The sequence below is a fragment of the Intrasporangium sp. Soil_C_50 genome, assembly GCF_057656595.1.
This window is the reverse complement of record NZ_JBDGKB010000001.1, coordinates 519,369-533,084: the sequence shown is the minus strand read 5'-3', so window position 1 is coordinate 533,084 and position 13,716 is coordinate 519,369. Positions and strand designations below refer to the sequence as shown.

Sequence of the window (13,716 nt, the reverse complement as noted above, 5' to 3'; positions counted from 1 at the left end):
CTGCCGAAACCGCAGGTCAGTGGGCGCCGAGGGTGAGCAGGCGGCGCACGACGCGGCCGACGACGAGCCAGGCGATGGCGCCGAGGCCCCAGTTGACGACGGCGTTCTTGACGACCGCACCCTCACCGGTGAACTGCTTGACGCCGGTGTCGCGGCCGAAGACGCCGAGGTCGAGCACGTCGGCGGCCTTGAGCACCCACTCGACGAGGGCGTTGCGGGTGTTCGCGTCGGCGACGACGAGCGCGACACCCAGCAGGAGCACACCGGCCGCCACCAGCGCGGCGGTCCACACGAGCCTGGCGAGGCCCGACCGGGCGTGGTCGAAGCCGCGGCGACCGGCCCCGGCGGCCGAGCGTAGGGCGGAGCCGACACCGCCCTCGCGGGAGGCGTCGCCCTGCTCCTTGCGCAGCCGGCGCACGTGCGCCCGCGTCCGCGCCGGGCGGGGTGCGGCCGCCGGAGCCCTGTCGGCGGCGGGCGTGCCGGTCGATCCCGCCTGGGGCGCGTCGGTGGTCGGGGGGATGGACGCGTCACGCGTCGTCGGGGTGGACGCGTCGGTCGTCGTGGGGGTGGACGCCTCCACGGCCGGGGGAACGGACGCGGGGGCCGCGTCGAGGGTGGAGGTGCTGGTCGGACTCGTCATCGGGTCTCCTCGGGTACCGGTCTGCCTGCTGACAACGAGGCACCCCGGCCCGAGGACACGGCCGGAGCGGCACGGGCCCGTCGTGCCCCGTCACAGGCGCCCGGGACGCGTGCCCGGCGCACCACGCCCGACCCATAGACTGGCCCGCATGTCCTCCCTGTCCCGCGACGACGTAGCCCACCTCGCCGGCCTCGCCCGGATCGAGCTGTCCGAGGCCGAGCTCGACCGGATGGTCGGCGAGCTCTCGGTGATCCTCGAGTCCGTGGCCAAGGTGCAGCAGGCGCCGACCGACGGCGTCGCCCCGATGTCGCACCCGATGCCGCTGACGAACGTCACGCGTCCCGACGTCGTGCGTCCGAGTCTCACGCCGCAGGAGGCCCTTTCCGGCGCGCCCCAGTCCGAGCACCAGCGCTTCTCGGTGCCCCGCATCCTCGACGAGGACTGACCAGCCCCGACGCCCGAGGTCCGGCGCGCCCCGTGCGCCGCCGGGCCCCGCGTCCCCCGACCACTCCACCCGCAGCGACGACGAAGGCACTGACGTGACCGACCTGCCATCCGACCTGACCCGCGCCACCGCGTCCGCGCTGGCCGAGGCCCTCGCGGCCTCCACGATCTCCTCCGAGGAGGTCACCCGTGCCCACCTCGACCGCATCGCGGCCGTCGACGAGCAGGTGCACTCCTACCTGCACGTCGACGCCGACGGAGCCCTCGAGCAGGCCCGCGCCGTCGACGCGCGCCGCGCCGCGGGTGAGCCCCTCGGTGCGCTCGCCGGCGTGCCCATCGCCGTCAAGGACGTCATGACGACCAAGGGCCTGCCGACGACGTGCGGCAGCAAGATCCTCGAGGGCTGGGTGCCCCCGTACGACGCCACCGTCGTGACGAAGCTGCGCGCGGCCGGCCTGCCGATCCTCGGCAAGACGAACATGGACGAGTTCGCGATGGGCTCCTCGACCGAGCACTCGGCGTACGGGCCCTCACGCAACCCGTGGGACCTCGACCGGATCCCCGGTGGCTCGGGCGGCGGCTCGAGCTCGGTCATCGCCTCGTTCCAGGCGCCGCTCGCGACCGGAACCGACACCGGTGGCTCGATCCGCCAGCCGGCGGCCGTCACCGGCACCGTCGGCACCAAGCCGACCTACGGCGGTGTCTCGCGCTACGGCCTCGTGGCCCTCGCCAGCTCGCTCGACCAGGCCGGCCCGTGCGCGCGCACCGTCCTCGACACCGCCCTGCTGCACGCCGTCATGGGCGGGCACGACCCGATGGACTCGACCTCCATCGACGCGCCGGTGCCGCCGGTCGTCGAGGCCGCGCGCCGCGCCGACGTCAGCGGCATGCGCATCGGCGTCGTCAAGGAGCTCGGCGGGGAGGGCTACCAGCCCGGCGTCCGCGCGCGCTTCGACGAGTCGGTCCGCCTCCTCGAGGAGCTCGGTGCCGAGGTCGTCGAGGTCAGCTGCCCGAACTTCGAGTACGCCCTCGCCGCGTACTACCTCATCCTGCCGAGCGAGGCGTCGAGCAACCTCGCGAAGTTCGACGCCATGCGCTACGGCCTGCGCGTCGGGCCGAGCGACGTGCCCGACCCGAGCGCCGAGCAGGTCATGGCCGCGACGCGTGACGCCGGCTTCGGCCCGGAGGTCAAGCGCCGCATCATCCTCGGCACCTACGCCCTGAGCTCGGGCTACTACGACGCGTACTACGGCTCGGCGCAGAAGGTCCGCGCCCTCATCGCGCAGGACTTCAACCGCGCGTTCGAGTCGGTCGACGTCCTGGTCAGCCCGACCGCGCCGACGACGGCCTTCCGCCTCGGCGACAAGCTCGAGGACCCGATGGCCATGTATCTCAACGACATCGCCACGATCCCGGCCAACCTCGCCGGCGTGCCCGGGATGTCGCTGCCCTCCGGCATCGCCGATGAGGACGGCCTGCCGGTCGGCATCCAGGTGCTCGCTCCCGCCACGAAGGACGAGCGCCTCTACACCGTCGGCGCGGCCCTCGAGGCGGCCCTGGTCTCGCGCTGGGGCGGCCCGATCCTCGACCGTGCCCCCGAGCTGGGCGCCTCCGCCGTGAAGGGAGCCTGACGATGACGACCACCACCGACGCCGTCCTCGACTACGACGAGGCCCTCGAGCGCTTCGACCCCGTCATGGGTCTCGAGGTGCACGTCGAGCTGCACACGGCGACGAAGATGTTCTGCGGCTGCCCCACCGAGTTCGGCGCCGAGCCCAACTCGCAGGTCTGCCCGGTGTGCCTCGGCCTGCCCGGCGCCCTGCCGGTCGTCAACGAGAAGGCCGTCGAGTCGGCCATCCGCATCGGTCTCGCGCTCAACTGCGACATCGCGGCCTGGTGCCGGTTCGCCCGGAAGAACTACTTCTACCCGGACATGCCGAAGAACTTCCAGACCTCCCAGTACGACGAGCCGATCGCCTACAACGGCCACCTCGACGTCGAGCTCGAGGACGGCACGGTCTACCGCGTCGAGATCGAGCGCGCCCACATGGAGGAGGACACCGGCAAGTCGCTGCACGTCGGCGGCTCGACCGGCCGCATCCACGGCGCGACGCACAGCCTCGTCGACTACAACCGTGCCGGCATCCCGCTCATCGAGATCGTCACCAAGCCGATGACCGGTGCGGGGGAGCGGGCGCCCGAGGTGGCGCGCTCCTACGTGTCGGCGCTGCGCGACCTCCTGCGCGCCCTCGACGTCAGCGACGTCAAGATGGAGCAGGGCTCGATGCGCTGCGACGCCAACGTGTCGCTGCGCCCCAAGGTCGGCGACCCGACGTCGCCCGAGCAGGCGGCGGTGCCGCTCGGCACGCGCACCGAGACGAAGAACGTCAACTCGCTGCGCTCGGTCGAGCGGGCCGTACGCTACGAGATCTCGCGGCACGCCGCGATCCTGTCCGGGGGTGGCTCGATCCTGCAGGAGACCCGCCACTGGCACGAGGACACCGGCATCACGACGTCGGGCCGAGAGAAGTCCGACGCCGAGGACTACCGCTACTTCCCGGAGCCCGACCTCGTGCCGGTCGCTCCGCCGGCCGAGTGGGTCGAGCAGCTGCGCGGCACGCTGCCGGAGAACCCGGCGGCTCGCCGCAAGCGGCTCCAGTCCGACTGGGGCTACAGCGATCTCGAGATGCGTGACGTGCTCAACGCGGGCGCTGTCGAGCTCATCGAGGAGACCGTCGCCGCGGGTGCGACCCCGGCGGCGGCGCGCAAGTGGTGGCTCGGTGAGCCGTCGCGTCGGGCGAACTCCGAGGCCCAGGACCTCGTCACCTACGCCGCGTCGATCGGCCTGACGCCGGCGCACGTCGCCGAGCTCGACGGCCTCGTCACCTCGGGTCGGCTCAACGACTCGATGGCCCGCCAGGTGCTCGACGGCGTCCTCGCCGGCGAGGGCAGCCCGACCGCCGTGGCCGACGCCCGCGGGCTCGAGCTCGTGCAGGACGACAGCGCCCTCGAGGCAGCCGTCGACACCGTCATCGCGGCCAACGCCGATGTCGCCGAGAAGGTCCGCGGCGGCAAGGTGCAGGCCGCCGGCGCGCTCATCGGGCAGGTCATGAAGGAGATGAAGGGGCAGGCGGACGCCGGCAAGGCCCGCGCCCTCATCCTCGCCAAGCTCGGCCAGGGCTGACCCCCGCCCCGCCCGACCCCGCCCGACCCCGCCCAACCCAACCGTCGAGAGGCCACGAATGGTGGCCCTGCTGACGTCGAGAGGCCACGTCTCGTCACGAAACGTGGCCTCTCGACGTCTTCACCACCGCCATTCGTGGCCTCTCGACGGTGAAGACCGGCGGTGCCGGGGAGGCTGGGCAGCTGCGCGATGCTAGCGCCGGCCACCACCGAGCAGGCCCCCGAGGATCCCGCCGAGGACGCCACCCGCGCCGGAACCGCTGCCGCCGCCGGACGCCCCGCCGAGGACCTGCCCGAGGATGTCCTGCAGCGGGTTCGAGGCGGACGCGCCGGCCCCACCCGACGCGTCGGCGCCGGCTGACGCGTCAGTCGTGCCCGAGGGTGGCTGGACGGGTGCGCTGCCGGCGCCCTGCCCGCCCGGGAAGAGCGGCCCCGACTCGGGGGAGGACGCCGGACCGCCCGTCGACCCGGAGGAAGCCGCCGGTGCGTCGCCCGACGAACCGCCGCCGAGCATCCCCCCGAGGCCGCCGAGACCGCCCTGTCCGATGCGGTTCGCGAGCCACGACAGGACGATCGGCGCGAGGATCGGCAGCAGCTTGCCCACGAGCCCGCCCGAGGAGCCGGACGCGCCGCCGAGCCGGCTCACCACCTCATCGGTGTTGTCTCCGAAGATGTTGCCGACGATGCGCTGCCCGTCACCCTCGTCGATGTCGTCGATCCCACCGACCTGTCCCTGGTGGTCGCCGAGCGCGCCGAGCAGCGAGCTGGCCCCGGCCGGGTCGCCGGCATTGGCGTGCAGCCCACCGAGCAGCGCGGGCAGGGCGCTCTGCGCGGCCTGCTCGATCTCGCCCGGCTCGACGCCGAAGCGCTGGGCGAGCTCGTCGACCGGGACCTGGCTGAGGATCTCGTCGTAGGAGGACATGCACGTGCCTCTCTGTCGTCTTCAGGTGCGCGGCGGCTCCGTTGCCGCCACTCGCCTCAGGCTAGCCGCGCCGCCGGCTCAGGCTGCCCCGACGGCGCTGCGGGGCAGCGACACCAGCCGGTCGTCGTCGCCGTTGCTCGTCGTCAGCCACACGCGGCCGTCGACGAACCGCACGTCGCGGACGCGGCCGTAGGTCCCCTCGAGGTGACGCGTCGGGGTGCCCGCCCTCCCGTCCGAGCCGATCGGGACGCGCCAGACCGACTGGCCGCGCAGCGCGGCGAGGTAGACGGCACCGTCCGGGCCGACCGCGATGCCGCTCGGCGACATCTCCGAGGTGGGCCACTGGGCGACCGGGTCGACGAAGTCCTCGCGGTCGGCCCGTCCCTCGACCTCCGGCCAGCCGTAGTTGCCGCCCGCCTCGATGAGGTTCAGCTCGTCCCACGTGTTGGCCCCGAACTCGCTGGCCCACAGACGATTCCGCGAGTCCCACGCCAATCCCTGGACGTTGCGGTGCCCGTAGGACCAGATCGGTGAGCCGCCGAACGGGTTGCCCGGTGCGGGGTCGCCCTCGCGCGTGACACGCAGGATCTTGCCGCCGAGCGAGCCGAGGTTCTGCGACAGTGACGAGTCACCGGCGTCACCCGTGCCGACGTAGAGGAAGCCGTCGGGACCGAAGGCGATGCGGCCGCCGTTGTGGTTCGTGCCGCGCGGGATCCCGGTGAGCACCGCCTCCGGGTCTCCGAGCCTCCCGCCCCGCCACGGCACGGCCGCCACGCGGTTGTCGCTCTCGGTGGAGTAGTAGGCGAAGACGACCGGGTCGCTGGTGAAGTCCCGCGCGACCGCGAGCCCGAGGAGGCCGCCTTCCCCGCCGCTGCGGACGATCGGCAGCCGCCCCACCACCTGCGGCGCGCCGCCGCTGCCGGGGCGTGGTACGTGGTGCACGCGGCCGGTGTTGCGTTCGGAGACGAGCGCGCTGCCGTCGGGCAGGACCGCCACGGACCAGGCGATGTCGAGGCCTCCGAGGAGTGTGACGGGCCCCGCGGGCTGGGCGGGTGGGGGCGAGGGCGAGCGCGTCACGGTCGTGGACGGGCCGGTGGCGTCGGTCGCGTCGGCGGAGGTGGCCGTCGGCTCGGGACCCGTGGTGGCCGACGCGGCGGCACCTGGACCGGTGCTCGGGCTCCCAGTCTCGGGCGCGGACGAGCACCCCGCGCAGAGCAGGGCCGCTGCGGCCAGGCCGGTGAGGGCGCGCCGGACGCGAGCGGACGTTCGGGTGATCGGCGACATGTGCCATTCTCACCCGCGACCACCGCGGTGGCGCGGCCTGGTCAGCCGGCGCGTCAGTGAGCGCGTCAGCCCGCGCGTCGGCGCAGCGTCTCGACGAGGTCGGCCTGCACCTCGGCGTCGACGACAGTCGCCTCGACGACGCGACGGGTGGCGTCGAGGTCGCCGGTGAAGGCGCGGAACAGCGTCAGCAGGTCGATGTCGTGGTCGGGACGCTCGACGGCGACCGCGTCACCGGTGGTGATGCGTCCGGGGGTCGTCACGGACAGGTAGGCGCCGGTGCGGCCCGCCTCCGTGAAGCGCTTGACCCAGCCGCGTTCGTCCATGTGGCCGGCGAAGGTGCGGCAGGGGATGCGCGGCACCTCGACTCGCAGCACTGCGGTGCCGACGCGCCAGACCTCGCCGACGAGGGCGTGTGTGGTGTCGATGCCCTCGATGGTGAGGTTCTCGCCGAACTCGCCTGCGGCGACGGGCCGCCCGATGCGTTCGGCCCACCACAGCTGGTCCTCGCGCGGGTAGGCGTAGACGGCCTGGAGCCGGCCGCCGTGGTGGCGCGGGTCGCCGATCTCGTCGCCGACGACGCCGCTGCCGAGCCCGCCGTGCTTGGGCCCCGGGTCCCGCACCTCGACCGACGCGGTGGCGCGCTTGTCGATGGCCGTGGCGTCGGCGCTCGTGTACGGCTGCGGGGTGCGCCGGCCGACGTTGACCGACAGGACGTGTCCGGTGGCGTCGGCCGGGCGGGTGCTGTTCGTGCCGTCGGTGGTGACCACGGGGTGGAGCCTAGTCCGGCCCGCCCGGGCCGCTGGGTAGCGTCTCGGACATGAGCACCGAGCGCCTCGTCGTGTCCGTCCCCGAGCAGGACTACGCCGACCGGCTGGCCGACCTCGCGGGGGACGGCCGCGTCGAGCTCGTCGTGTGGGACATGCAGGAGCCGCACCCGCGAGGTGGTGAGATCCGGTTCGCGGTGGTGCCCTACATGACCCGGCTGCGGCTGGGTGACGTCACGCCGGGCCTCGACGCGCTCGAGGCCTTGCAGCTGCAGAGCGCCGGCTATGAGCAGTTCGCCGACGACGTGCCGCCCGGGGTCGCCCTGTGCAATGCCGCCGGCGTGCACGACGCCAGCACGGCCGAGCTCGCCCTGACGCTCGCTCTCGCCTCGATCCGCGAGGTGCCGGAGTTCGCCGCCGCTCAGGCGGAGGGCGACTGGAAGCCGCTCGTGCTGCGCCGGTCCCTCGCCGACCGGCGCGTCCTCGTCCTGGGCTACGGCAACATCGGACGCGCCGTGGTGCGGCGTCTCCTGCCGTTCGAGGTGTCGGTGACGGCCGTTGCCAGCCGGGCCCGCGCGGGGGACGACCTCGTCGACGCGGTCCACGGCATCGCCGAGCTGCCCGACCTGCTGCCGCACCACGACGTCGTCGTCGTCATCGTGCCCCTGACCGACGCCACGCGCGGGCTCGTCGACGCCGAGGCCCTGGCGCTGCTGCCCGACGGAGCCGTCGTCGTCAACGTCGCGCGCGGACCGGTCGTCGACACCGACGCGCTCGTGGCCGAGTGCGCGTCGGGCCGGCTACGCGCCGGGCTCGATGTCACCGACCCCGAGCCCCTGCCGACCGACCACCCGCTGTGGACGACCCCCGGGGTGCTCATCACCCCGCACATCGGCGGCGCGACCGACGCGATGCGACCGCGCGCCGTCGCCCTCGTGCGGCGGCAGGTCGAGGCGCTGCGCGACGGCCGACCCCTCGACAACGTCGTCGTCGACGGGCACTCGAGCGCCGGCTGAGAGGCGGCGTCGGGCAGCTTCGGACCGCCCCGCGCGTCGAGACCTTGTCGCTGTCGGTGGGGTAGTGGACACTGTGAACATGACAGAGACCATCGTCGCCATCGGCACGCGCAAGGGGCTGTGGGTGGCCCGGAGCACCGACCGGGTGGAGTGGACCCTCGAGGGCCCGCACTTCCTCATGAGCGAGGTCGCCTCGGTCGCGATCGACACCCGCGCCGGTCGCACGAGCGTGCTCGCCGGCGTCAAGTCGTGGCACTGGGGCCCGACCGTCCAGGTGAGCACCGACGCCGGACGTACGTGGACCGAGAGCGCCGAGCGGGCGCTCGCGTTCCCCACCGACACCGACACCGCGCTCGAGCGGGTCTGGCAGCTGACCCCCGACCCCAACGACGACGACGTCGTCTGGGCCGGCGTCGAGCCGCATGCCCTCTTCCGCAGCTCTGACCGCGGTGAGCACTACGAGCTGGTGCGCGGGCTCTGGAACCACCCGCACCGGCCGAAGTGGGAGCCGGGCTTCGGCGGGGGAGCGGTCCACACCATCATCCCCGAGGCGGGCCACCCCGAGAACCTCCTCGTCGCGATGAGCGCGGGCGGCGTCTACCGCTCCTCCGACTCGGGCGAGACCTGGGCGCCGTCCAACCCCGGCATCCGCGCGTACTTCATGCCCGACGACGAGTACCCCGAGTTCGGCCAGTGCGTCCACAAGGTCGCCCGCGGCCGCGCCGACGGCGAGCTCTACGCCCAGAACCACAAGGGCGTCTACCGCTCCGACGACAACGGCGCCACGTGGGAGTCCATCGCCGACGGCCTGCCCACCGACTTCGGGTTCACGATCCTGGCCCACCCGCGCCGCCCCGGCGTCGTGTGGAACATCCCGGTCGCCGACGACGGCGAGCGAATCCCACCCGGCGCCCAGCTGCAGGTGCAGCGGTCCGACGACGGCGGTGCGCACTGGCGCATGCAGGCCCAGGGGCTGCCCTCGGACAGCTTCACCTGCGTCCTGCGCGACGCCGCCTCCCTCGACACCGCCGACCCGGTCGGGGTCTACCTCGGCACCCGAAACGGCGACGTCTTCGCCTCGGTCGACGAGGGTGAGTCGTTCCAGCGCATCGCGACGCAGCTGCCCGACGTCCTCGTCGTGCGCGCAGCCCAGATCGGCTGAGGGGCAATGGTGTCCGCATGAGCGCCCCCGTCCGCGTCATCCTGCCCGGCATGCTCCGCGACCTCGTCGGGGGCGTGGCCGAGATCGAGGTCGAGTCGCCCGGCGACAGCCAGAGCGTCAGCGAGCTGCTCGACCGCGCGTTCGCCGAGCACCGCATCCTCGACGGCAAGGTCCGCGACGAGCGCGGCCTGATCCGGCGTCACGTCAAGGTCTTCGTCAACGGTGAGGACGCCACGCGCGGCGAGGGTGTCGCGACGCCGGTGCCTGCCGGCGCCCGGGTCCACATCATCAACGCCGTCTCAGGCGGCTGACGAGTCAGTCGCCGACGCCGAGAAGGATCGGCAGCACCGTGCGCTCCAGCTCGCCGACGGCGAGCGAGCGCGGCTCGACGAGACGCTGCGTCAGCGACCCCTGGGTCAGTGCCATGGCGACCCGGACGAACACGTCGGTGGGCATCGGCAGGGTCAGCCCCTGCCGGCCCACCGCCTCGTCGACGACGGCGGCGAGCTCGTCGCGCACCCGGCGCTGCTGGGCCGCCCAGGCGCGTCGTGCCGCGGCGTCACGGATGGCGTGCAGCGTGAACTCCGTCGTGAGGACCACCCAGCGCTCCTTGCTGCGGCTGTCGTCGGCGAGGGCGGCGAGCACGTCGCGGAGCACCTCCTCGGCGCTCGCGTGCTCGACCTTGCTCGCGGCGCGGATGCGGTCGACGAGGTCCTCGGCGTGCCGACGCGTCAGCTCGAGGACGAGGTCGTCCTTGGAGGAGAAGTTGGAGTAGAAGGCGCCGCGCGTGAAACCGGCGCGCTCGCAGATGTCCTCGACGGTCGCCCCATGGAAGCCGCGCTCGGCGAAGACCCCGCTCGCCGCCTCGAGGACGCGCTCGCGGGTGGCCTGCCGTCGGGCGCTGATCCGGGGCTCGGACGTCGTGGTCATGCTCACAGGATACGTCGTCGAATTGGATACGAGTGTGTATTGGATGCATACTCGTATCGTGATTGATCTCGAGCAGGAGGATGGCAGCCGCGGGCCGGACCAGCGCACCGTCGTCGTCGACGACGTCAGCGTCGCGGGGACGCACGAGCCGTTCGTCGAGCACGTCTCCTTCACCGCCCCGGCCGGCGAGGTCACCGTCGTGGCCACCGACCCCGGCATCCCACAGGTCGCCCTCGCGCTCGCCATCGGTGGCCGCGTCGAGCTGCTCCGCGGCCGGGTCAGCATCGGCGGAGCCGCCGGTCTGCCCGACCTCCAGCTGCGCACCCGCCTAGTCGACGTCGCAGACGTCACGGCGCCGGAGGACGGCATCGCCGTCCGGGCCGTCGTCCAGGAGGAGCTCGCGCTCGCCGAACGCCCAGCCTCACGGGCGGCTGTCACCGCCTTCCTCGCCGAGCGCGACCTCGCCGACCGGGCCGGCCGGCCCTGGGAGCAGCTACCGCCCGGCATCCGCTCCAGCCTGCTGCTCGATCTCGCGGCCCTGCACCCGCACGTGCGCGTCCTCGTCCTCGCCGGCCCCGAACGGCACGGCGGCGACCACGCCGGGTGGCTCGACACCTGCCACCGGCTCGCCGCGACCGGCCTGGCCGTCGTCGTGCTGACCACCGCCGCCACGGCCGCGGCCCTCGCCCACACCACCGAACCCACCCTCGCCAAGGAGCTCTCGGCATGAACCCCGTCCGCCTCGCGGTCGCCGAGCTGCGCCGCCTCACCTCCTCGCGGCTGGCCCGCCTCGCCCTCGCCGCCCTCGTCCTCGTCCCGACGCTCTACGGCGGCCTCTACCTCTACGCCAACCACGACCCCTACGGCGCCTTCCCGCAGGTGCCGGCCGCCGTCGTCAGCGACGACACCGGAACGACCCTGAGCACGGGCGAGGAGCTCCAGGTGGGCGACCGCGTCGCCGACCACCTCGTCGACTCGAAGTCCTTCGACTGGCACCGGGTGTCGCACGCCGATGCCATGCGCGGCGTCGACGACGGCACGTACGCGTTCGCCGTCATCATGCCCCGCACCTTCTCCGCCGACCTCGCCTCGACCGCCGAGTTCGAGCCCCGGCAGGCCACGGTCCAGCTCGCGACGAACGACGCGAACAACTACATGACCTCGACGATCGGCAACCAGGTCGTCAAGCAGGTCACCGCCTCGGTGGCCAGCGAGGTGAGCCAGACCGCCGCGAGCAAGCTGCTCCTCGGCTTCAGCCAGGTGCACGACCAGCTCGTCAAGGCCGTCGAGGGCTCCGAGAAGCTGCGCGCCGGGGCGGCCAAGGCCGACTCGGGCGCGCACGAGCTGGCCAACGGCGCCTCGGGCCTGGCCGGCGGCCTGCACGACCTCGCCTCCGGAGCCGCCCGCCTGCACACCGGCGTCGGCCAGGCGGCCTCCGGCGCGGACGCCCTGGAGGCGGGCGCCGGGCAGCTGGCCACCGGTCTGGGCACCCTGCAGTCGCGCACCGCGTCGCTGCCGGCGCAGACCGACCGGCTGGCCGACGGCGCCGAGCAGGTGGCCGCGGGCAACCGCACCATCGCCGGCTACGGCACGAAGGCGGCCACCGCCTCCGCCGACCTGAAGAAGCAGGTGTCCGCCGACCGCGCCGCGCTCGTCGCCGCCCTCCGTGCACAGGGCCTCACCGACGCACAGCTCGCGGTGCTCGAGCCGCGCCTCGACGCCATCGGCGGCTACGTCGACCGCGCCGACGCGACGATCCAGACCGCATCCGGCGACCTGACCCGCCTGTCGAAGGGCAGCGACGAGGTGGCCAGGGGCGCCCGCGCGCTCGCGAACGGGATGCCCGCGCTGACCGACGCCATCGCCTCGGCGCACGCCGGTTCGGTACGCGTTCGTGACGGGGCGGGGACGCTCGCCGACGGCCTCGACACGCTGAAGGCCGGCTCCGCCCAGCTGTCGAGCGGCGCGGCTCGTGCGGCGTCGGGTGGCGACTCGCTGGCGACCGGCGCCACCTCGCTCGCCTCGGGCCTCGACACCATCGCCAAGGGCGCCACCGACCTGCACGCCGGGCTCGTCAAGGGTCGCGACTCGGTGCCCGACCCCAGCGACGCGCAGCGCAAGGCGATGGCCCAGACCATCGGCAATCCCGTCGGCGTCTCGAGCGACTCCCTCGCCTCGGCCGGCTCCTACGGCGCCGGCCTCGCGCCGTTCTTCATGAGCCTCGCGCTGTGGATCGGCGCCTACGTCCTGTTCCTGCTCGTCCGGCCCCTGTCGGCACGGGCCCTCGCGACGAGCCAGCGCTCGCTGCGGACCGCGATCGGCGGCTGGCTCGCCCCGGCGCTCGTCGGGCTCGTCCAGGCGGCGGCCCTCGTCCTCGTCGTCGGGCGCGGCGTCGACATCCCGATCGCCCACCCCGTGCTCGCGTTCGGCTTCCTCGCGGTGGTGTCGATGACGTTCGTGGCGATCCTGCACGCGCTGGCCTCGCGGTTCGGTGCGATCGGCAAGTTCCTCGGGCTCGTGTTCATGGTCGTGCAGCTCGTCAGTGCCGGGGGCACGTTCCCGTGGCAGACGCTGCCGGGACCGCTGCAGGCGGTCCACCACGTCGTGCCGATGACCTACGCCGTCGACGGTCTGCGGCGGCTCATGTACGGCGCCGACCTCGGCCCCGTGCTCGGCGATCTCGGTATCCTCGCGGCCTATGTGGTCGGGGCCTTCGCCCTCTCGACGGTGGCGGCCCGACGCTCGCGGATGTGGACCCCGAAGCGGATCAAGCCGGCCCTCGAGCTGTGACCCCGGGCTGACAAGGCCGACGGAACGGAGCATGCTCGGGGCATGAGCACCGCCGCCCGTGAGAAGACCCTCGTCCTCATGCGTCACTCCAAGGCCGAGCAGGTGCTCGGGAAGCCGGACCATGACCGCGAGCTCACCGACAGGGGGCGCCGCGACGCCAAGGCGGCCGGTGCCTGGCTGCGCACCGAGGGTCTCGTGCCCGACCTCGTCATCTGCTCGACGGCCGTGCGCACCCGGCAGACCTGGGAGGAGGCGTGCCACGGCGGCGCCCACACCGAGTTCGTCGAGTACCGGCGCACCATCTACGTCGGCGGGCCGGAGCAGACCCTCGAGACGGTCCGCGAGGACGCCGGGGACACGGCCACGGTCCTCGTCGTCGGGCACAACCCGACCACCGCGCACCTGACGAGCATCCTCACCGAGGGCGACGGCTCGCGCGAGGCGCACGACGCGCTCGCTGCAGGGTTCGCCACGAGCGGTCTGGCCGTGCTGCGCTACCAGGGGGAGTGGGCCGACCTCGACGCCGGTTCGTGCTCGCTGGCGCGCTTCCACGTGAGCCGCGCCTGACCCGACCGACGCTC

At 73.5% G+C, this 13,716-nt stretch carries 14 protein-coding genes; 9 read left to right on the top strand and 5 right to left on the bottom strand.

Features of this window, described 5'->3' with window-relative positions; all coding sequences use genetic code 11:
- Positions 1-16: 16 nt before the first annotated feature.
- Positions 17-640 carry a hypothetical protein gene (locus AC3A5R_RS02555; protein ID WP_487619204.1) on the bottom strand — a complete coding sequence of 208 codons (624 nt, stop codon included), beginning with the start codon at positions 638-640 and terminating at the stop codon, positions 17-19.
- Between the two features lie 148 nt (positions 641-788).
- On the opposite strand from AC3A5R_RS02555, the gene gatC reads away from it, so the two are divergent.
- The 3 genes from gatC to gatB all read left to right on the top strand — a co-directional run bounded on the left by gatC (position 789) and on the right by gatB (position 4,268).
- Positions 789-1,085, top strand: coding sequence for an Asp-tRNA(Asn)/Glu-tRNA(Gln) amidotransferase subunit GatC (gene gatC / locus AC3A5R_RS02550; protein WP_487619203.1), 297 nt, complete (start codon positions 789-791; stop codon positions 1,083-1,085).
- A 103-nt stretch (positions 1,086-1,188) separates the two neighbouring features.
- Complete coding sequence (gene gatA / locus AC3A5R_RS02545) at positions 1,189-2,715, top strand: Asp-tRNA(Asn)/Glu-tRNA(Gln) amidotransferase subunit GatA (protein WP_487620108.1); 1,527 nt, start codon at positions 1,189-1,191, stop codon at positions 2,713-2,715.
- A 2-nt stretch (positions 2,716-2,717) separates the two neighbouring features.
- On the top strand, positions 2,718-4,268 hold the full coding sequence (gene gatB / locus AC3A5R_RS02540) for an Asp-tRNA(Asn)/Glu-tRNA(Gln) amidotransferase subunit GatB (RefSeq protein WP_487619202.1): 1,551 nt from the start codon (positions 2,718-2,720) through the stop codon (positions 4,266-4,268).
- 192 nt (positions 4,269-4,460) lie between these two features.
- On the opposite strand, the gene AC3A5R_RS02535 is transcribed toward gatB, so the two are convergent.
- From AC3A5R_RS02535 to AC3A5R_RS02525, 3 genes are all read right to left on the bottom strand, one after another.
- Complete coding sequence (locus AC3A5R_RS02535; RefSeq protein WP_487619201.1) at positions 4,461-5,189, bottom strand: DUF937 domain-containing protein; 729 nt, start codon at positions 5,187-5,189, stop codon at positions 4,461-4,463.
- A gap of 78 nt (positions 5,190-5,267) precedes the next feature.
- Positions 5,268-6,473 (bottom strand): PQQ-dependent sugar dehydrogenase, encoded by a 1,206-nt coding sequence (locus AC3A5R_RS02530; protein ID WP_487619200.1) that lies wholly within the window; start codon positions 6,471-6,473, stop codon positions 5,268-5,270.
- A gap of 65 nt (positions 6,474-6,538) precedes the next feature.
- A complete protein-coding gene (locus AC3A5R_RS02525; protein WP_487619199.1) occupies positions 6,539-7,240 on the bottom strand; it encodes an MOSC domain-containing protein in 702 nt (233 codons plus the stop codon).
- Between the two features lie 50 nt (positions 7,241-7,290).
- On the opposite strand from AC3A5R_RS02525, the gene AC3A5R_RS02520 reads away from it, so the two are divergent.
- The 3 genes from AC3A5R_RS02520 to AC3A5R_RS02510 all read left to right on the top strand — a co-directional run bounded on the left by AC3A5R_RS02520 (position 7,291) and on the right by AC3A5R_RS02510 (position 9,726).
- A complete protein-coding gene (locus AC3A5R_RS02520; protein WP_487619198.1) occupies positions 7,291-8,253 on the top strand; it encodes a 2-hydroxyacid dehydrogenase in 963 nt (320 codons plus the stop codon).
- Between the two features lie 79 nt (positions 8,254-8,332).
- On the top strand, positions 8,333-9,415 hold the full coding sequence (locus tag AC3A5R_RS02515) for a WD40/YVTN/BNR-like repeat-containing protein (RefSeq protein ID WP_487619197.1): 1,083 nt from the start codon (positions 8,333-8,335) through the stop codon (positions 9,413-9,415).
- A gap of 17 nt (positions 9,416-9,432) precedes the next feature.
- Positions 9,433-9,726, top strand: coding sequence for a MoaD/ThiS family protein (locus tag AC3A5R_RS02510; RefSeq protein ID WP_487619196.1), 294 nt, complete (start codon positions 9,433-9,435; stop codon positions 9,724-9,726).
- Positions 9,727-9,730: 4 nt separating this feature from the next.
- On the opposite strand, the gene AC3A5R_RS02505 is transcribed toward AC3A5R_RS02510, so the two are convergent.
- On the bottom strand, positions 9,731-10,345 hold the full coding sequence (locus tag AC3A5R_RS02505) for a TetR/AcrR family transcriptional regulator (RefSeq protein WP_487619195.1): 615 nt from the start codon (positions 10,343-10,345) through the stop codon (positions 9,731-9,733).
- A gap of 58 nt (positions 10,346-10,403) precedes the next feature.
- On the opposite strand from AC3A5R_RS02505, the gene AC3A5R_RS02500 reads away from it, so the two are divergent.
- The 3 genes from AC3A5R_RS02500 to AC3A5R_RS02490 are packed head-to-tail and all read left to right on the top strand — an operon-like array spanning position 10,404 to position 13,702.
- Positions 10,404-11,075, top strand: a complete 672-nt coding sequence (locus AC3A5R_RS02500) for a hypothetical protein (protein WP_487619194.1) — start codon at positions 10,404-10,406, stop codon at positions 11,073-11,075.
- Positions 11,072-13,135, top strand: coding sequence for a YhgE/Pip family protein (locus tag AC3A5R_RS02495; RefSeq protein ID WP_487619193.1), 2,064 nt, complete (start codon positions 11,072-11,074; stop codon positions 13,133-13,135). The genes AC3A5R_RS02500 and AC3A5R_RS02495 overlap by 4 nt, the downstream gene beginning before the upstream one ends.
- Before the next feature lie 42 nt (positions 13,136-13,177).
- Positions 13,178-13,702 carry a SixA phosphatase family protein gene (locus AC3A5R_RS02490; protein WP_323096843.1) on the top strand — a complete coding sequence of 175 codons (525 nt, stop codon included), beginning with the start codon at positions 13,178-13,180 and terminating at the stop codon, positions 13,700-13,702.
- Positions 13,703-13,716: the final 14 nt, after the last annotated feature.